The sequence below is a fragment of the Gordonia malaquae genome (assembly GCF_037148075.1).
Classification (GTDB): Bacteria; Actinomycetota; Actinomycetes; order Mycobacteriales; family Mycobacteriaceae; genus Gordonia; species Gordonia malaquae.
Genome location: NZ_JBBCUB010000003.1, coordinates 502,536 through 518,812 on the forward strand (window position 1 = coordinate 502,536; position 16,277 = coordinate 518,812).

Annotated in this window: 20 protein-coding genes and 3 tRNA genes; 18 read left to right on the plus strand and 5 right to left on the minus strand. The window is 66.3% G+C overall.

Annotated features, from left to right (window positions below; translation table 11 throughout):
* Nucleotides 1-62 precede the first annotated feature (62 nt).
* Both WFK36_RS14365 and WFK36_RS14370 read left to right on the plus strand, forming a co-directional pair.
* A complete protein-coding gene (locus WFK36_RS14365; RefSeq protein WP_336792499.1) occupies nt 63-1,073 on the plus strand; it encodes an alpha/beta hydrolase in 1,011 nt (336 codons plus the stop codon).
* 86 nt (nt 1,074-1,159) lie between these two features.
* The gene (locus WFK36_RS14370; RefSeq protein WP_336792501.1) at nt 1,160-2,152 is read left to right on the plus strand and encodes an alpha/beta hydrolase; all 993 of its coding nucleotides are present in this window, start codon (nt 1,160-1,162) and stop codon (nt 2,150-2,152) included.
* A 115-nt stretch (nt 2,153-2,267) separates the two neighbouring features.
* Here WFK36_RS14370 and hisC read toward each other — a convergent pair whose 3' ends face one another.
* Complete coding sequence (gene hisC / locus WFK36_RS14375) at nt 2,268-3,317, minus strand: histidinol-phosphate transaminase (RefSeq protein WP_419717493.1); 1,050 nt, start codon at nt 3,315-3,317, stop codon at nt 2,268-2,270.
* Between the two features lie 125 nt (nt 3,318-3,442).
* On the opposite strand from hisC, the gene WFK36_RS14380 reads away from it, so the two are divergent.
* The 5 genes from WFK36_RS14380 (at nt 3,443) to WFK36_RS14400 (ending at nt 5,667) form a co-directional block, all read left to right on the plus strand.
* Nucleotides 3,443-3,532, plus strand: a tRNA-Ser gene (locus WFK36_RS14380).
* A 62-nt stretch (nt 3,533-3,594) separates the two neighbouring features.
* Nucleotides 3,595-3,670, plus strand: a tRNA-Arg gene (locus WFK36_RS14385).
* Between the two features lie 185 nt (nt 3,671-3,855).
* Entirely contained in the window at nt 3,856-4,248 is a 393-nt protein-coding gene (locus tag WFK36_RS14390; RefSeq protein WP_008377749.1) for a hypothetical protein, read from the plus strand.
* Nucleotides 4,249-4,370: 122 nt separating this feature from the next.
* On the plus strand, nt 4,371-5,057 hold the full coding sequence (locus WFK36_RS14395) for a hypothetical protein (RefSeq protein ID WP_336792506.1): 687 nt from the start codon (nt 4,371-4,373) through the stop codon (nt 5,055-5,057).
* A gap of 16 nt (nt 5,058-5,073) precedes the next feature.
* A complete protein-coding gene (locus WFK36_RS14400) occupies nt 5,074-5,667 on the plus strand; it encodes a putative glycolipid-binding domain-containing protein (protein WP_008377753.1) in 594 nt (197 codons plus the stop codon).
* 45 nt (nt 5,668-5,712) lie between these two features.
* On the opposite strand, the gene WFK36_RS14405 is transcribed toward WFK36_RS14400, so the two are convergent.
* Entirely contained in the window at nt 5,713-6,666 is a 954-nt protein-coding gene (locus WFK36_RS14405; protein ID WP_336792507.1) for a prephenate dehydrogenase, read from the minus strand.
* Between the two features lie 71 nt (nt 6,667-6,737).
* On the opposite strand from WFK36_RS14405, the gene WFK36_RS14410 reads away from it, so the two are divergent.
* The 6 genes from WFK36_RS14410 (at nt 6,738) to WFK36_RS14435 (ending at nt 9,024) form a co-directional block, all read left to right on the plus strand.
* Nucleotides 6,738-7,259 (plus strand): tRNA adenosine deaminase-associated protein, encoded by a 522-nt coding sequence (locus WFK36_RS14410; RefSeq protein WP_040519668.1) that lies wholly within the window; start codon nt 6,738-6,740, stop codon nt 7,257-7,259.
* An 8-nt stretch (nt 7,260-7,267) separates the two neighbouring features.
* Nucleotides 7,268-7,744 (plus strand): nucleoside deaminase, encoded by a 477-nt coding sequence (locus tag WFK36_RS14415; protein WP_336792508.1) that lies wholly within the window; start codon nt 7,268-7,270, stop codon nt 7,742-7,744.
* A gap of 59 nt (nt 7,745-7,803) precedes the next feature.
* On the plus strand, nt 7,804-8,178 hold the full coding sequence (locus tag WFK36_RS14420; RefSeq protein ID WP_008377757.1) for a hypothetical protein: 375 nt from the start codon (nt 7,804-7,806) through the stop codon (nt 8,176-8,178).
* 71 nt (nt 8,179-8,249) lie between these two features.
* Nucleotides 8,250-8,337 (plus strand) — tRNA-Ser (locus WFK36_RS14425).
* A 60-nt stretch (nt 8,338-8,397) separates the two neighbouring features.
* Nucleotides 8,398-8,673: a hypothetical protein gene (locus WFK36_RS14430; RefSeq protein ID WP_336792509.1), complete on the plus strand. Its 276-nt coding sequence runs from the start codon at nt 8,398-8,400 to the stop codon at nt 8,671-8,673.
* 27 nt (nt 8,674-8,700) lie between these two features.
* A complete protein-coding gene (locus tag WFK36_RS14435; protein WP_336792511.1) occupies nt 8,701-9,024 on the plus strand; it encodes a hypothetical protein in 324 nt (107 codons plus the stop codon).
* 66 nt (nt 9,025-9,090) lie between these two features.
* Here WFK36_RS14435 and WFK36_RS14440 read toward each other — a convergent pair whose 3' ends face one another.
* Nucleotides 9,091-10,194, minus strand: coding sequence for a D-alanine--D-alanine ligase family protein (locus WFK36_RS14440; protein WP_336792513.1), 1,104 nt, complete (start codon nt 10,192-10,194; stop codon nt 9,091-9,093).
* Between the two features lie 39 nt (nt 10,195-10,233).
* On the opposite strand from WFK36_RS14440, the gene WFK36_RS14445 reads away from it, so the two are divergent.
* On the plus strand, nt 10,234-11,553 hold the full coding sequence (locus WFK36_RS14445; RefSeq protein WP_336792514.1) for a UDP-N-acetylmuramoyl-tripeptide--D-alanyl-D-alanine ligase: 1,320 nt from the start codon (nt 10,234-10,236) through the stop codon (nt 11,551-11,553).
* Nucleotides 11,554-11,557: 4 nt separating this feature from the next.
* On the opposite strand, the gene WFK36_RS14450 is transcribed toward WFK36_RS14445, so the two are convergent.
* Complete coding sequence (locus tag WFK36_RS14450; RefSeq protein ID WP_336792516.1) at nt 11,558-12,007, minus strand: hypothetical protein; 450 nt, start codon at nt 12,005-12,007, stop codon at nt 11,558-11,560.
* On the opposite strand from WFK36_RS14450, the gene tgt reads away from it, so the two are divergent.
* The 4 genes from tgt to WFK36_RS14470 are packed head-to-tail and all read left to right on the plus strand — an operon-like array spanning nt 12,006 to nt 15,237.
* Complete coding sequence (gene tgt, locus WFK36_RS14455; RefSeq protein ID WP_336792517.1) at nt 12,006-13,292, plus strand: tRNA guanosine(34) transglycosylase Tgt; 1,287 nt, start codon at nt 12,006-12,008, stop codon at nt 13,290-13,292. The genes WFK36_RS14450 and tgt overlap by 2 nt on opposite strands.
* Nucleotides 13,285-14,370, plus strand: coding sequence for an alanine racemase (locus WFK36_RS14460; protein WP_336792518.1), 1,086 nt, complete (start codon nt 13,285-13,287; stop codon nt 14,368-14,370). Before tgt ends, WFK36_RS14460 begins: the two co-directional genes overlap by 8 nt.
* Before the next feature lie 11 nt (nt 14,371-14,381).
* Complete coding sequence (locus WFK36_RS14465) at nt 14,382-14,813, plus strand: helix-turn-helix transcriptional regulator (RefSeq protein ID WP_336792520.1); 432 nt, start codon at nt 14,382-14,384, stop codon at nt 14,811-14,813.
* Between the two features lie 16 nt (nt 14,814-14,829).
* A complete protein-coding gene (locus WFK36_RS14470) occupies nt 14,830-15,237 on the plus strand; it encodes a VOC family protein (RefSeq protein ID WP_336792548.1) in 408 nt (135 codons plus the stop codon).
* Nucleotides 15,238-15,299: 62 nt separating this feature from the next.
* Here the strand turns inward: WFK36_RS14470 and WFK36_RS14475 are convergent, their stop codons facing one another.
* Nucleotides 15,300-16,001, minus strand: coding sequence for an LpqN/LpqT family lipoprotein (locus WFK36_RS14475; protein ID WP_008377768.1), 702 nt, complete (start codon nt 15,999-16,001; stop codon nt 15,300-15,302).
* Nucleotides 16,002-16,277 lie beyond the last annotated feature (276 nt).

A 16,277-nucleotide genomic window follows, 5' to 3' on the forward strand; every position in this document is an offset into this window, starting at 1 on the left:
TGTGACCAGTGGGACAATCCCGATGGGGTGTGATGGTCGCCTCGCCGCTACGGTTGGCGTCCATGTTCTCCTCGCGGTTCGTCCGCCTCGCATCCGTGCTCGCGGTTGCCGCAGTGTCTCTCGTCGGCGTCCCCGCCTCGGCAGGTCTCGCGGCAGCTGCCCCGGCCGTTCCCGCCGACTCTGGCGTCGCGTCGACGATCGCCGCGGAGAAGCAGATCACGCCGTATCGCGTCGACCTGACCGTCACGTCGGCCTCGATGGGCGGCGACGTCAAGGTCACCGTGCTCTCGCCGACCGGTGACGCACCGCGCCCGACCATCTACATGCTCGACGGTGCGGGTGCGGGTGAAGACGTCAGCGATTGGATCACCAAGGGTGGGGCGGAAGAGTTCTTCGCCGGCCGCAACGTCAATGCAGTGTTCCCGGCGGGCGGTGCTGCGTCGTTCTACACGAATTGGTTGAAGGAAGATCCGAAGATCGGCCGCCCACAATGGGAGACATTCCTTACTCGCGAACTGCCTCCGCTGATCGACGCGAGGTTCCACGGCAACGGCAGCAACGGCGTCGCCGGCCTGTCGATGGGCGGCCAGTCGGCGTTCACGCTCAGCAGTCGCAATCCGGGACTGTACCGCGCGATCGGATCGCTCAGTGGTTGCCCGGTCATCACGGGCGCCAAGAATGAAGCGTTTGTGAAGGCGACCGCCGCGATGTACGGCGGCAACGCAGAGAAGATGTGGGGCCCGGCGGGCGGAGAGTACTGGCGGTCGCACGATCCGCAGTTCCGCCTCGACGCGCTGCGGGGAACCACGATCTACATGGAGTCTGCGCAGGGAAAGCCCGGTGAGCCCGATCGCCGCGGTGATCCGGAGTCGGACCTGCCGCCGCAGATCGTGTACGGGATCGCTTCGGGTGTCGAGATCGGCGCGGACAGCTGCACGCGGGAGTTCGCCGTCAAATTGACGAAGGCGAAGGTGCCGTTCACTCTGGACTTGCGGCGGGTCGGAACGCATCGCTGGGACTATTGGAAGCTCGGCCTCGGGCGCATGTGGAAAGTGCTCGAGCCCGCCCTGTGACATCTGCGTTGCGATCAGGCCACACCTGCGAATGTATGACCTGCGACACATCTACCCGCTCGTAAACTTAGGTACTCTTAGCGACCATGTGGTCTAACCGGTTTACGCGCATCGCCTCTGCTGTCACAGCAGTCGCAGTAGTCACAGCATTGGTGCCCGCTGTGGCAGATGCGGCACCGTCTCGCCACCGTGCCGCACGGATCGTCGCGGCGAAGAACGTGTCCCTCGAACGGGTGGACATCACTGTCGACTCGCCTTCGATGGGCCGCAAGATGAAGGTGACCGTGCTGACGCCCGGCGGAACCGATCTGCGCCCGAGTCTCTACATGCTCGACGGGGCGGACGCGGGCGAGGACGTCAGTGACTGGATCACCAAGGGCGGCGCCGGACAGTACTTCGCCGGCCGCAACGTGAACGTCGTCCTTCCCGCCGGGGGTGCAGCGTCGTTCTACACGAACTGGCGCAACACCGACGCGAAGCTGGGGAAGCCGCAGTGGGAGACGTTCCTGACGAAGGAACTGCCGCCGCTGATCAATGAGCGGTTCCACGGATCCGGAAACAACGCGGTGATGGGCCTGTCGATGGGCGGCCAGTCGGCATTCGCGCTCGCCGCCCGTCACCCCGAGTTGTACCGCGGTGTCGCGTCGTTGAGCGGCTGCCCGCCGATCACCGGGCCCGCCAACGAGGCCTACGTGCGGTCGACGCTCGCCAAGAGCGGCGCAGACGCCGTGAAGATGTGGGGAACTCCCGGTGGCGCGTACTGGCGAGATCACGACCCGGCACGAAAGCTGGACGCGCTGCGCGGCAAGCGGATCTTCATCTCGGCGGGATCCGGCGCCATCGGCCCCTTCGACCTCACGGCCGACTACGACCCGTCCGAAGGCCCGCGCGACGCGCAGATGGCCGCCGGTTCGGCGCTCGAGGTGGGCGCATACCGCTGCTCCCTCGAATTCGCGGCAGATCTTCAGCGTGAGGGGATCGCCTTCACTCCGGGCTTCCGCCTCATCGGCACTCACCGCTGGGACTACTGGAAGCAGGACCTCCCCAAGGCCTGGGAGACCCTCGCTCCGGCCCTCTGAGACGCCTGACGCGGCCTTCGTCGACACACGCTGCACTCCTCGATGCGGCCGACCCTTCAACGACAAACGCGGCCTTCACGAAGGCCGCGTTTGTCGTTGAAGGTCGCGGTGTGAACTACCGGCTGACGTATGCCGACGCGAAGGCCAGGAATGCGTCGTCCTCGTCGCGGTCGGTCACTGTGACGCGGACTCCGTCGCCGGCGAAGGGGCGAACGATCACGCCCGCTGCTGTGCTCGCCTCGGCGAACGCCGTCGACTCGTCGCCGAGATCGAGCCAGACGAAGTTGGCCTGCGAGTCGGGCACGCGGTACCCGAGGTCACGCAACGCTGCCGTCACACGGTCACGCTCGGCCACGACGGCTTCGGTACGCGCCAGGAGCTCGTCCTGGACGCGCAGAGACGCCACTGCGGCCACCTGGGTCAGTGTGCCGACGCTGAACGGCACATGGATCTTTCCGAGCGCTGTGATGACAGTCGGGTGCGCGACGGCGTATCCGACGCGTAGGCCTGCGAGACCGTATGCCTTCGAGAACGTACGCAGCACAACGAGGTTCTCGAACTCGCGGCGCAGTTCCAGGGCGTCGTACGCGTGAGGGCCGTCGAGTCTCGTGTACTCGAAGTAGGCCTCGTCGAGTGCGACGACGACGTCGCTCGGGACCGCCTCCAGGAACGCGCGGAGTGCAGCAGCCTCCACGACGGTGCCGGTCGGGTTGTTCGGGTTGCAGACGAAAATGAGACGGGTGCGGTCGGTGATCGCCGCGGCCATCGCCCCGAGGTCGTGGACGCCGTCGCCGGTCAGTGGGACCTGCACCGGAGTCGCACCTGCGACGCGCGTGGCCAGCGGGTACGTCTCGAACGACCGCCACCCGAACAGGACCTCATCGCCCGGGCCGGAGGTGGCGGTGATCAGGTTCTGGCACAGGATCACCGATCCGCACCCCACCTGGATCTCGTCCGGTGTGACGCCGAGCGACTTCGCGAGTTCGTCGGTCAGTTCCACCATCCCGTTGTCGGGGTACCGGTTGAGTGTGGCGACGGCGTCGGCGATCGCAGTCTGCACGCTCGGCAGCGGGGGATGGGTGGTCTCGTTGCTCGCGAGCTTGATGGCGCCCGGGAACGTCTTGCCGGGGACGTAGACGGGCAGGGAGTCCAGGTCTGATCTCATGCGTGGGGCCACCCCCCGAATGTATGCCCCGGGCGCGTCCGGCACGTCGGCGACCTGCCGATTTGCTACTGCTCGAAAGGTCTGTGTAATGTTCTGCCTCGGAAGTTCGCGATACGAACTCCGCTGGAGGCGTGCCAGAGCGGCCGAATGGGACTCACTGCTAATGAGTTGTTCCGCGTAAAACGGAACCGGAGGTTCAAATCCTCTCGCCTCCGCCGACCGAGGTTCGCCCTGGGTAAAATTGAAGAATGACGATCGGGTACACTCGATCAGGCACGCGCCCGTAGCTCAACGGATAGAGCACTTGACTACGGATCAAGAGGTTAGGGGTTCGAATCCCTTCGGGCGCACCATGTTTCAAGATCCCCATCCGGTATCCGGATGGGGATCTTTTGCTCTCTGCCCGGGGTTCCTCGTCAGACTGTGACCAAACGCACCTGTGGTTAACTGTTGAATAGCTGGATTCTCGGTGAGATTCGTGTAACGCTCAGTTCGTCGGGCGCAGATGTCCGACATGACTCGAATAACGGGGGGAAATATGAAGAATCGTCTATTCGCAATCGTGCTTGCTGCGTTTGCTGCACTCGGACTCGTCGCCACGGGGGCTGTGGCGACGACGGGCCAGGCGTCGGCGGCGACGGTCCGCGACACCGGTTCGCAGGTGTTCGTCGGCTTCACCAAGGCCGAGACCAAGCAGCTTGCACGCACAGGTGTCGCGGGGGTCATCGACCATCCAGCGATCAGCCCGAACTTCTCGGTCTCGGTCGATTCCGAGTCGCGCTTCAAGCGCGTGTACGTGCCCGGGCGCGGGTACGTCCGTTACGCGACCGCGAACGGCCTGGTCCGTGAGGCGGCCGCGCACAATGGCAACGTCTGGATCAGCTACAACAAGGGCCGCCGCTACCCGTTCACACTGTGGACCCGTTGGTAACGATCCCCTGAGGCGTCGGGTGACGTCCCTTGCTGACGACGCGGGCCGGATTCCTTTCCGGCCCGCGTCGATCCGTACGCGTCGCTCACCCGCCCTGCTCGCCGCCGCGTAGGGTGTGCGACGTGGACGCGGGACAGTGGAACGGACGGCCTGGCTACCGGCCGCCGATGGCCGCGGGGCAGCAGTACCCGCCGCTCGGATACGCCCCGGACGGTGGTGCCCGCTACGGTTACATCCCCGAACCGGGTGCCGAGTTCCCGCGAGAACAGTCCGAGACCGTCGTCGAAGCTGCGCACATCGGGCCGTCGAGCGCCCCGCCGTCGAACAGTCCCCAGCGGCTCGCATGGGGTGTGGTGTCCGTGGTGGTCCTGGTGCTGGTCGTCGTCGGTGGTCTGAAGCTGATGTCGGGCGGTGGTTCGGACGATCCGCCGACACGCGCTGATCCGCCTGCCTCGCAGAACACCGATGACCCGTATCTGCCGAAATCGATCACTCCCACCGAGACCGTGCCAGGCGAGAGTCGGACTCCCGCACCGAGGAACAGTCTCGAGGCGATCCTGTCGGTCGAGGCGGCACCGGGCTCGACGGTGATCTATTTCAACAACGGACGTGTCCAGGTGGACTTCATGGACTCGAGCCGCTGGGAGCAGAAAGTGATCGCGACGCCGGGACTGCTCCGTATCAACGTCGTGGCACGCGCAGGGGCTGCCGCGTCGTGCACGATCACTGTCGACGGCGCGCCCGTCGCGCACGAGGAACTGCCCGAAGGCGACCCGTCCGGCGTTGTGGTCTGCCGTGCGGCCGGGTGAAAGCTAACGTAGAGGCGTGACTTCCCCCGAATCGGCTGCCGAGACCGGCGCAAAGACGATGTTCACCTGGCGCAGTCCCGACGGGGGCAGGCTCGAACAGGTGCGGCTCAAGAGCGGCGGCGGACGACTCCGTGCGTACGGCCGCATCATCTGCGCAGCGAGCGCCGATGTCGAGGCCTACTCGGCGTCGTACGAGCTGGTGACGAACGACATCGGTGTGTCGCGGCGGCTCTCGGTTCGCGTGCTCCGAGCCGGCGGTGAAGGCCAGCTCGAACTGAGCCGCGACATGGACGGGAAGTGGATGGTGCAGACCGCCGACACGACCGTGCAGAGCGAATTCGGCGGCGCCGAAGCGGTCGACGTCGTCGGATCGCCGTTCTTCAAGATGCTGCCGATCAATCGACACAAGATCGTCAGCGGCGGCAGCGCGACCGGAGTGCATCTGGTCAGTCTGAAGCTGCCGACGTTCAACATCGAACCGGCTCAGGCCGACTACACGGTGGCCGACGGTCGGCTCACGGTCGTCACGAACGGGCTGACAAGCGAGCTGACGGTCGACGGCCAGGGCGTCGTACTCGACTACGTCGGAAACGCCACCCGGATCGTTTAGTGTTGCGTGTCGAAAGTTCCGTCTAGGAACTTTCAACACGCGACACTAGCCCAGCCAGACTCGCGCGAGGTGCGCCTGACGCCGCAGTTCCTGCTGCCAGCCGTCGTCGCCGACGGTCACATCGATGATCGGCTGCAGTTCGCCACCGGCGATGGCGTCGTACCGCTGCCGCGCTCGGTGCCCCGCCTCGACGAGTGCCGCGACGTCGCCGTGGTCCCGGAGACGGTCACGCGCCGCGACGAGCAGGTCGATCGTCTCGCTGAGGGTGTTGAGCAGGGCCACCGAGTTGGCCTCGAGCATCGCGCGCTGGAGGTCGGGCGCCGTTCCGGCCACTCGCGTTCCGTCGCGGAAACTGCCCGCCGCGAGCCGCAACGACAGTGAGCTCTCGCCTGCACCGACGGCGGCTGTGACCGCCGCAGTCAGGTGTGGATTGTGCGAGATCGCGGCTGCCGCACGGTCGTGCGCGTCGTTCGCTGCGGGGACGACGTTCGATCCGACAGCGCGGGCCATCGCCGCAACGGCGAGCCAGTCGTCCGCGGGAGTGTCGTCGTGTGTCGTGACCATCCACATCGCGCCCTCGAACAGCGACGGGTCGGTGGCGTCCCACCCGGAGTACGCGGTGCCCGCCATCGGGTGCCCGCCGACGTAGCGTCCTCCGGGGTGGTGGCGCGCGACGATCCTGGCGACTTCTTCCTTCACACTCACCACGTCCGTCACCAGGCATGCAGGCGCGTGATCGGCGATGGCGTCGACGATGGGGCCGAGCGTCGTCACCGGCGTCGCCAGGACGATCACCGCATCGAGTTCCGCCGCCCTGGCGAGCGTCGCCACCAGATCGGACGAGGCGTCGTAGCCGTCAGCGGTCGCGGCGTCGACCGTCGCCTGGGACCGGTTGTAGCCGAACACGGGGGCCTGGTCTGCGGCGAGCCTGCGAAGCAGGGAACCGCCGATCAGTCCGAGGCCGAGAATGCAGACGGGGCGCGACGATGCGGTAGACACGCCTCCAAGCGTGGCATACCCAGGCCGAATCCGACTTGGGAGAGTGTCGAAAAGCGGCTACCGTGGCGGACATGGCGAAGCCTGTCGCGAAGAGCGATTACTCCGATGTCGACGGCTTCGCGGTGGCCGTTGCACTCAGTGAGTCCGGTTGGAAGGTCACGGCGCTCAAACCGTCGGCGCTCGACAGCCTCGATGACGCCGAACTCCAACTCCGGGAGCTCCGAGCGACGGGTGCTGTCTTCGGCCTCCTGGACGTCGACGATGAGTTCTTCATCATCGTCCGACCCTCCCCATCTGGCGCCCGCCTGCTCATCTCCGATGCGACGGCGTCCGTCGACTACGACATCGCCGTCGATGTACTCGACGCCCTCAACATCGACGTTCCCGATCTGGACCCGGATGAGATCGACGACGTCGACCCGTGGGAGGAGGGGGACCTCGCCATCCTCGCCGACCTCGGCCTGCCCGACGCGGTGATGAGCGTCATCGTCGGCGACACCGACCTGTACGCCGACGAGCAGATCGGCATGATCGCCGCGCGACTCGGGTGTGCCGACCAGCTCTCCACCGTTCTCGACGATCTCGGTCACTGACTCCGGCGATGACGCCTGATCGCGGCGCGGTGCAGCGCGACGCCGAGCGGTTGATGCGGCTCGCGCTCGACGCCGCGCATCATGCGGGCCCGGACGACGTCCCGATCGGCGCCGTGGTCGTCGGGCCGGACGGCTCCGTTCTCGCATCCGCAGCGAATCGGCGGGAGGCAGACGGTGATCCGACCGCGCACGCGGAAGTCCTCGCCCTACGCGAAGCGACGAGGCGGCACGGAGACGGCTGGCGACTCGAGGACTGCACATTGGCCGTCACCGTCGAACCGTGCACCATGTGCGCCGGGGCGATCGGTCTCGCCCGAGTCTCTCGTGTGGTGTTCGGAGCGTGGGAGCCGAAGACCGGCGCCGTCGGATCGCTGTGGGATGTGCTGCGCGATCCCCGGCTAGTTCACCGCCCGGAGGTACTCGGCGGAGTACTCGAAGCGGAGTGCGCGGTGCTCGTCACCGACTTCTTCGCGGCCCGACGCTGAATCTGCGGCACACTGGTGGTGCGGGCGCACAGCCCACCAGGACTCCGAAAGGAAACGTCATGTCTGATCCGATGGACAAGGTCAATGAGGTCGTCGAGGCGGTCCGCGGCAAGGTCAATGAGATCGCCGAGAGCGAGCAGGTGAAGGCCGCGGTCGAGACGGCGCGCACGAAGATCGACGAGATCGCCGCCAACGAACACGTTCAAGGCGCCGTCAACACCGCCATGGGCAAGGTCAGCGAGATCGCGGCGAACGAGCATGTTCAGAACGCCGTGAACACTGCCGTGGACAAGGTCAACGAGGTCGCGGCGAACGAGCAGGTGCAGAGTGCGGTCAACACTGCCGTGACCAAGGTGAGCGAATTCGCCGACAAGCTGACCGGTGGCGGTTCCGGGGGTCCCGGCAGCGCTCCGGGAACGCCGACCGACAAGTAGTCGAATATCGCGGAAACTGGCTCTGACCAGCTGATTTCGTGCGACGGGACCTCTGCCGTATAGTTCTTCCCGGTGGCGTGTCCGAGCGGCCGAAGGTGCGACACTCGAAATGTCGTGTGTAGTAACCCTGCACCGGGGGTTCAAATCCCTCCGCCACCGCTCGAGGCCCCCGATCTGCAATGCAGGTCGGGGGCCTTTCCATGCTAGGGAGACATCTGGATGACTGAGCAGTATGAACGACTACGGCTCGCGCCCGATCTGAACGTCACCTGGGACCGAGACTTCTTGATCGTGTCGACGCCCCGCTGGGAGCCGGGCACATTCGTCTACGACCTCGACTTCCTCGTGGTGAAAAGCAAGCCGGACTCGGATCGTGTCCGAGTGATCCTGTCCGCACGCGGTGCACATGTCGATTTCCAGGTTCTTCGTTTCGATCTGGACGCTCCGACTTTCGCCGAGTTCGAGAGTCTGCTCGCGCGGGCAGCTGCGCGCTGAGCGGATAGACGCCCTAGCGTGAGAGGCATGACCGCCATCGCCGTGACGATCGACTCCGCACGATTCGCATCAGTGCTGTTTCGCCCTGTGGCCAGCGCGGTCGTCGACGTCGATGGTGTTGAGCACATCGTGCCGTGGCGGGCGACGGCGACATTCGAGGTCGATCCCGGTGCTCATCGCGTAGCGGTCTTGTGCAGGTGGTTCGGCCGCTGGGAGACGCGACGGGCGTCCAGCGTCATCGATGTGGCCGCAGGCACGACAAAACCGCTGTGGATGAGGGTGGGAAATCTCAGCGGCGAACGGTTCACCATTCACGAGAATCCCCGCGGCGCCTACGTGTACGGGCGGTGACTGCACACTTTGGCGACGTTTTCTCCCTGTGGGGCCGGGAAAAGTCGCCGAAGTTGTACGGCGCCGTCAGTGCTCGGTCGAGAACGAGCTGCGACGGCGGTGCACTTCGAGGGCGAGCGTGACCAGCCGGTCGATGAGGTCGGGGTAGGCGATGCCCGACGCCTCCCACATCTTCGGGTACATCGACGCGGGGGTGAAGCCGGGGATTGTGTTGATCTCGTTGAGAAGCCAGCCTCGGCCGTCCTCCTCATAGAAGAAGTCCACCCGGGCCATGCCGGCGCAGCGCAGCGCGACGTACGCGTCGGCGGCCAGTTCGCGGACCTCGGCGATCGCGGCGTCGGACAACGGCGCCGGGATCATCAGCTCGGCGGCACCGGTGACGTATTTGTCCTCGTAGTCGTAGAAGTCGCTGCCCGGCTTGATCTCGCCGGGAAGGGTGGTGTCGGGTGCGGTGTTGCCGAGCACCCCGACCTCGATCTCACGACCGGTGACGGCCTCCTCGATGACGACGACCTCGTCGTAGTGGAGAGCGAGATTGATGGCTTTGTCGAGCTCGTCTGGGGTGGTCGCGCGTGAGACGCCGACCGACGAGCCCATGTTGGCGGGCTTTACGAACACCGGGAGACCGAGTTCTTCAACAGCCTGGTCGACGACGGTGCGGGCATCGTCCACGCCGTCGCGGAACGTGATCCACGCGCACTGCGGAATCCCCGCGCGTGCCGCGACCTCCTTGGCCATCGCCTTGTCCATGCAGAGGGCGGACGACAGGACGCCGCATCCGACATACGGCGTCTTGAGGAGCTCGAGCATGCCCTGGACAGTGCCGTCTTCACCGTGCGGACCGTGCAACAACGGCAGGACGACGGTGATCTCCCTCGACTGCCCTCGGGAAGCGGGGGAAGCGGAGTCGGTACCGCGGATCACGGACAGCGGGTCCACTTCCGGGCCTTCGACGTCGAGACGGTTCGGCAGCGTCTCGCCTGCCGCGAGGGCTGCGGCAGCGGCTTCGTTGCGATGCCACACTCCGCTCTTGTCGATCCCGACGGGGACGAGGACGTACTTGTCGGAGTCGGCGGCGGCCAGCACGTGGGCGGCGGTGACCCGCGACACGTCGTGCTCGGCGGACGCTCCGCCGTAGAGGACGACCAACCGCAGCAGGGGGGTGCTCATGGGTGCCAGGATACGTGTTCGCCTGTAGCGTTTCTCTTCGTGCACCTCCTCGCCAGTCAGATCGCAGCAGCCACCGGTGGAACTCTTCACGGGCCGGACGTCCAGGTCGTTTCGGCGAGTATCGACTCGCGGACGATCGCGCCCGGTCAGCTGTTCGTGCCGATCGTCGCAGCGCGTGACGGTCACGATTTCATTCCGGTCGCCGTCGACGCAGGCGCCACCGTCTACCTGACCGACCGCGCACCGGACCCTGCGGTGACCGCGACAGCCGTGCAGGTCGCCGACACCGCGGTGGCCCTCGCCGACATCGGACGAGCCGTCCGAGCATCGCTCCCTCCGCGCGTCGTCGGTGTGACCGGGTCCGTCGGCAAGACGTCGACGAAGGACCTGCTCGCTGGCGTCCTTGCGACCACGTACCGCACTGCGGCCAGTGAGAAGTCGTTCAACAACGAACTGGGTCTGCCCCTCACACTGCTCGGCGCACCCGACGACACCGAGGCCGTCGTCCTCGAGATGGGCGCACGAGGAGTCGGGCACATCGCGCTCCTGTGCGACATCGCGTCACCGACAGTCGGCGTCATCACGCGTGTCGAAGCCGTCCATCTGGAGATGTTCGGAACTCTCGACGACGTCGCTCAAGCCAAGGGTGAACTCGTCGAATCACTGCCCACCGACGGAATCGCAGTCCTCAACGCCGACCATGCCGTGGTCAAGGCCATGCGGTCGCGCACACAGGCGCGGGTCCTCACCTACGGAGTCGCCGACGACGCGGACGTCCGCGCCACCGACGTGGTTCTCGACGCGCAGCTTCGAGCGTCGTTCACGCTGCACAGCCCGTGGGGTTCGACAGCGGTGGCGCTGCAGGCACGTGGCGAGCACCAGGTCCCGAACGCGCTCGCTGCGGCTGCCGCAGCGTGTGGACTGGGTGTCCCGCTCGACGCCCTGCCGTCCGGGCTGAACGACGCGGCCCTGTCCGGACTCCGCATGGAGATGAGCACAACGGCAGCGGGCGTCACCGTGATCAACGACGCCTACAACGCGAACCCGACGTCGATGATCGCCGGTCTCTCATCGTTGCACCGCCTCGACGCACGCCGACGCTTCGCCGTTGTCGGGACGATGGCCGAACTGGGGTCAGACGGCCCGGCCGCACACCGGGACGTCGCCCGCCAGGCGACCGACCTCGGGATCACGGTCATCGCCGTCGACGAGCCTGCCTACGGAGACGCCGGAGTGATTCACGTGGCCGACGTGGCAGGGGCGGTCGCGGCACTCGGCGACCTGGCCGAGGGCGACGCGGTCCTGGTGAAGGGCAGCCGCGTCGCCCAGCTCGAACGCGTCGCGCAGGCGCTCGCGTAGGCGGCTACGGGACCAGGGCGAAGGCCTTGGAGTCGTAGGTGCAGCGGGCGAGTTCACCGACGACGGTCGATGGGCCGCATTCCCAGTCGCGGACCTTCTGCGTCTGGCCGGTCGCGATCAGCGGGCTGTACTCCTTCGCGATGGCCTTCGCGGTCGCGCATGTCACGTCACCTTCGACGAGATGGATCTGCAGCGCTCCGTCCGGGCCCTTCGCCGGCCCGCACGACTTCGCGTCGTCCGGGGTGCTCGACTCCGGAGCGGTGGCGGTCTCCGACGTGGGCTTGCGACCTGGCACGACGGGGACGCTGCGGTCCGTCGGGGGAGTGACCGCGGCGGTGGCCGATGTCGACTCGGCGTTCGGAGCGGCGGTCTCGTCCCCACAGGCGGCGACGGTTCCGGCGAGCGCGAGGCCCAGGACTGCGGTTGCGGCCAGCTTCATCGTGCGAGTCATCATGGTCCCCACGGTAGCGAACCTGGAACAATGGTTCCTCGTGACCAGCAGTGAGTTCATCCGGCGTGCCACCCTCGACGGGACGGCCGGTCGTACCGGCACCATCGTCACCCCGCACGGAGAGATCCAGACGCCGGCCTTCGTGCCCGTCGGAACCAAGGCGACAGTGAAGACGGTGGTGCCCGAACAGGTGGCGGCGCTAGGGGCTCAGGCGGTGCTCTCGAACGCGTACCACCTGTACCTTCAGCCCGGCGCAGACATCGTCGACGAAGCCGGCGGCCTCGGGCGGTTCATGAACTGGCCCGGACCGACGTACACCGACAGCGGCGGCTTCCAGGTGATGTCGCTCGGAGTCGGGTTCAAGAAGGTCATCTCGATGGACGCGGCAGGCCCGCAGGACGACTCGATCATCGCCGAGGGCAAGGAACGGTTGGCGAACGTCGACGACGACGGCGTGACCTTCAAATCGCACATCGACGGCACCAGCCACCGATTCACGCCCGAGGTGTCGATGCAGATCCAGCATCAACTCGGCGCCGACATCATCTTCGCGTTCGACGAGCTCACCACGTTGATGAACACACGCGGGTACCAGGAGCAGTCGCTTGAGCGGACCCGGCAGTGGGCCATCCGCTGCCTCGCCGAGCACAACCGGCTGTCCACCGAGCGTTCACACCGCCCGCAGCAAGCGCTGTGGGGCGTGATCCAGGGTGCGCAGTACGAGGACCTGCGTCGCAAGGCAACGCGTGATCTTGTCGAGCTGAGCCGCATCGACCGCGACAACGGCGGCAAGGGCTTCGGCGGATACGGCATCGGTGGCGCCCTGGAGAAGGACAACCTCGGCACCATCGTCGGATGGGTCACCGAGGAGATGCCCGACGACGCGCCCCGGCATCTGCTCGGCATCAGCGAGCCGGACGACATCTTCACAGCCATCGAGAACGGCGCCGACACCTTCGACTGCGTCTCCCCGACACGCGTCGCCCGCAACGGGGCCATCTACTCGTTCGACGGCCGGTACAACATCACGAACGCCAAGTTCAAACGTGATTTCACGCCGCTCGACGCGGAGCTCGACAACTACTCCACGCAGTACACGCGGGCCTACCTGCATCACCTGTTCAAGGCGAAGGAGGGCCTGGCGTCGACCCTGGCGACACTGCACAACCTGTCGTTCACGATCACGCTCGTCGATCGGGCGCGCAAGGCCATCGAGGACGGGAACTACTTCGAGTACCGCGACGAGTTCCTCGGCCGCTACTACGCGGGGACCAAGCGCAATGGGTGACATGGTCGGCACCCCGACGGTGATCGTCGACGCCGACGTCCTGGACCGGAACATCGCGACGATGGCCGACGCGATGGCGACCAAGGGCATCGACCTGCGACCGCACGCCAAAACGCACAAGATCGTCGAGATCGCACGCAAGCAGATCGACGCCGGAGCCGTCGGGCTGTCCGTCGCGACGATCGGCGAGGCGGAGGTTTTCGCCGACGCCGGGATCGACGACCTGTTCATCGCGTACCCGCTGTGGCTGACGCGGTCGTCGGCAGCGCGTCTCGCAGCACTCGCCGAGCGGGTGGACATCTCGTTCGGCATCGACTCGGCGGAGGCCGCGGTGACCGCGGCCCGCCTGCTCGGTGTTGCCGTCTCGAGAGTTGAAGTCGTCATCGAGGTCGACAGCGGACATCACCGCACCGGCGTGCTCGTCGACGACGTGGTCGGCGTCGCGAAGGCCGCCGCCGACGCGGGCCTGCGGGTGAGCGGCGTGTTCACCTTCCCCGGGCACAGTTACGGGCCCGATGCTCAGGTGTCCGCGGCGACACAAGAGGCGACCACTCTTCGGGATGCGGCGGACCTACTCGCCGACGCCGGGTTCCGCGTGGACGTCCGCAGCGGCGGGTCCACACCGAGCGCGCTCCTGTCCGACGCCGACGCGCTCACCGAGGCTCGACCGGGCGTCTACGTTTTCGGCGACGCACAACAGTGGGAACTCGGGCGCATCGCACCCGACGACATCGCACTCACCGTGCTCGCCACCGTCGTCAGCAGGCACGACGGACCGGCCAATCGGCGCATCGTCCTCGACTCCGGAAGCAAGATCCTGGGCAGCGACCGTCCCGGGTGGACTACCGGTTTCGCGCGGCTGCGTGATCATCCCGACGCTCGGGTGACGGCCCTGTCGGAGCATCACGCGACGGTCGAGTTTCCCAAGCGTGCGACGCTGCCGGCGCTCGGCTCCCGCATCCGAGTGGTCCCCAACCACGTGTGCCCGGTACTGAACCTCGTCGACGATGTCGCGGTGGCGCGCGGCGGGCTCGTCGTCGGACGGTGGACTGTCGCCGCGCGCGGCCGCAACAACTGAGCAGGCGGGCCATGGCCGACGACACCAGACGGGAGACCGTCGTCGCGATGCGCAGGGTGCGCGACCGGATCGACCGCGAGTTCGACAAGCCGCTCAACGTCGAAGAACTCGCGAGCGGCGTGTTCATGTCGGCAGGCCACCTGAGTCGCGAGTTCAAACGCGTCTACGGGGAGTCGCCGTACTCGTATCTCATGACGCGGCGGGTGGAACGTGCGATGACCCTGCTCAGGCGCGGCGACATGTCCGTGACTGAGGTCTGCTTCGCGGTCGGGTCGTCGTCGCTCGGGACGTTCAGCACCCGATTCACCGAGCTCGTCGGGGTGCCTCCGAGCGTGTACCAGCGCGACAGCGGAGGCGAATGGGACGGCGTCCCGGCATGTCTGGCCAAACAGGTCGCCAGACCGGTCAGGAATCGAGAAGCGCGTCGTCCGACCGCCGAATAACGTCGACGGCATGACCATGAACGTGAAGATCCAGTACGCATTCCTCCCTCACAACGACGCTGACGAGTCGCTGAAGTTCTACCGCGACATGCTCGGCTTCGAGGTCCGCAGGGACGTCGGTTACAACGACCTCCGGTGGATCACCCTGGGGCCTGTCGGGCAGGGTGACGTCTCGATCGTGCTTCATCCGCCTGCCGTCGATCCGGGCATCACCGACGCCGAGCGGGCGACGATCCTCGACCTCATGGCGAAGGGGTCGTACGGCGCGGTGACTCTCGCCTCCGACGACCTCGACGCGCTGTTCGAGAAGGTCGCCGCGGCCGGAGCCGACGTGGTGCAGGAGCCGACCGATCAGAACTACGGGGTCCGCGACTGCGCGTTCCGTGACCCGTCCGGCAATCTCGTCCGCATCGACCAGCTCTGACCCGAAGCGACACGCACGGACCCGACGCCCCTCCGGCGTCGGGTCCGCACTCGTGGGATCACCTATGCGGTGATCGTGGTCTGCTCGTCGATCGCGTCCATCGCCTTCTGCAGTGCGTCGGCCTGATCCTCGTTGCTGGTTGCGTTCAACTGCAGGACGTACACGGCGTCGGCGGCCTCGATGACGACGGTCTGCTGCGCGGTGAGCACCGTCATGCCCTTGAGGGTGTACTGCCCGGCCATCTTGTACGACCCGAATCCGGACAGCGCGGACTTGCGTCCCGACCCGATCTCACTGAAGTCCTCGAGGTTGCGGAGTTCGCCCGGCGCGAGTTCGAAGAGCTTGTCCACGTCGACTGGGCCGGTCAGCTTCGAGAACAGCGCCACGATGTTCGCGGTGTAGTCGGAGCCCTGAGCGCCGGAGTACTTGATCGCTCCGAGGGCGTACTCGGGTAGGTCGCTCTTCTCGACCTGATCCCAGCCGTCGGGTGTAGGCATGTCGATGCTCGGAGCCCCGTTCTCACCTGGCCTCACCTGTGTCTCGGTGATGCCCTGCTCCTTGATGTAGTCGGCGATCGTCGGGTTCGCGCCCGTGCTGCTGGTCGACGTCGCCGGAGTAGCGCTCGTCGTTGCCGACGTCGACGTGTTCGTCGTGGAAGCGGCGCTGCTCTGCGAGTCGTCCTTGCTGCACGAGGCGACTCCTACGACAAGTGCGCAGGTCGATGCGGTGACGACGAAGCCGCGCATGAGAGTCGAGATTGTCACTTCAGTCCTCCTGAGCCGGTGATGTCCGGAACTTCCGACGCCGTCGATGACGTCGCGAACACGGTCAGCGTAGGAGCCTTCGCTTGGAGAACGGTTGGAACGACAGATTGCGTGACAATCGAACTATTTCACGAACATACTATGATTTGTCGCACAGTGGGTCTACACTGGAGATAACAGCAAAACCGGACACGTTCCACGACTCACGGAAGGGAGGCGGACACCATGACCAGCACCTTTGATCTTCCCGATTCGCCTCTCGAACTCGCTCGCCTA

Bases quoted from the DNA above. Each gene is read 5' to 3' on its own strand.
- WFK36_RS14450 (WP_336792516.1), bottom strand. From the start codon at position 12,007: ATGATGACTCGCACGATGAAGCTGGCCGCAACCGCAGTCCTGGGCCTC.
- WFK36_RS14415 (WP_336792508.1), top strand. From the start codon at position 7,268: ATGACGCCTGATCGCGGCGCGGTGCAGCGCGACGCCGAGCGGTTGATG.
- WFK36_RS14420 (WP_008377757.1), top strand. From the start codon at position 7,804: ATGTCTGATCCGATGGACAAGGTCAATGAGGTCGTCGAGGCGGTCCGC.
- WFK36_RS14370 (WP_336792501.1), top strand. From the start codon at position 1,160: ATGTGGTCTAACCGGTTTACGCGCATCGCCTCTGCTGTCACAGCAGTC.
- WFK36_RS14465 (WP_336792520.1), top strand. From the start codon at position 14,382: ATGGCCGACGACACCAGACGGGAGACCGTCGTCGCGATGCGCAGGGTG.
- WFK36_RS14460 (WP_336792518.1), top strand. From the start codon at position 13,285: ATGGGTGACATGGTCGGCACCCCGACGGTGATCGTCGACGCCGACGTC.
- WFK36_RS14410 (WP_040519668.1), top strand. From the start codon at position 6,738: ATGGCGAAGCCTGTCGCGAAGAGCGATTACTCCGATGTCGACGGCTTC.
- hisC (WP_419717493.1), bottom strand. From the start codon at position 3,317: ATGAGATCAGACCTGGACTCCCTGCCCGTCTACGTCCCCGGCAAGACG.
- WFK36_RS14390 (WP_008377749.1), top strand. From the start codon at position 3,856: ATGAAGAATCGTCTATTCGCAATCGTGCTTGCTGCGTTTGCTGCACTC.
- WFK36_RS14430 (WP_336792509.1), top strand. From the start codon at position 8,398: ATGACTGAGCAGTATGAACGACTACGGCTCGCGCCCGATCTGAACGTC.
- WFK36_RS14365 (WP_336792499.1), top strand. From the start codon at position 63: ATGTTCTCCTCGCGGTTCGTCCGCCTCGCATCCGTGCTCGCGGTTGCC.
- tgt (WP_336792517.1), top strand. From the start codon at position 12,006: ATGGTCCCCACGGTAGCGAACCTGGAACAATGGTTCCTCGTGACCAGC.
- WFK36_RS14435 (WP_336792511.1), top strand. From the start codon at position 8,701: ATGACCGCCATCGCCGTGACGATCGACTCCGCACGATTCGCATCAGTG.
- WFK36_RS14470 (WP_336792548.1), top strand. From the start codon at position 14,830: ATGAACGTGAAGATCCAGTACGCATTCCTCCCTCACAACGACGCTGAC.
- WFK36_RS14440 (WP_336792513.1), bottom strand. From the start codon at position 10,194: ATGAGCACCCCCCTGCTGCGGTTGGTCGTCCTCTACGGCGGAGCGTCC.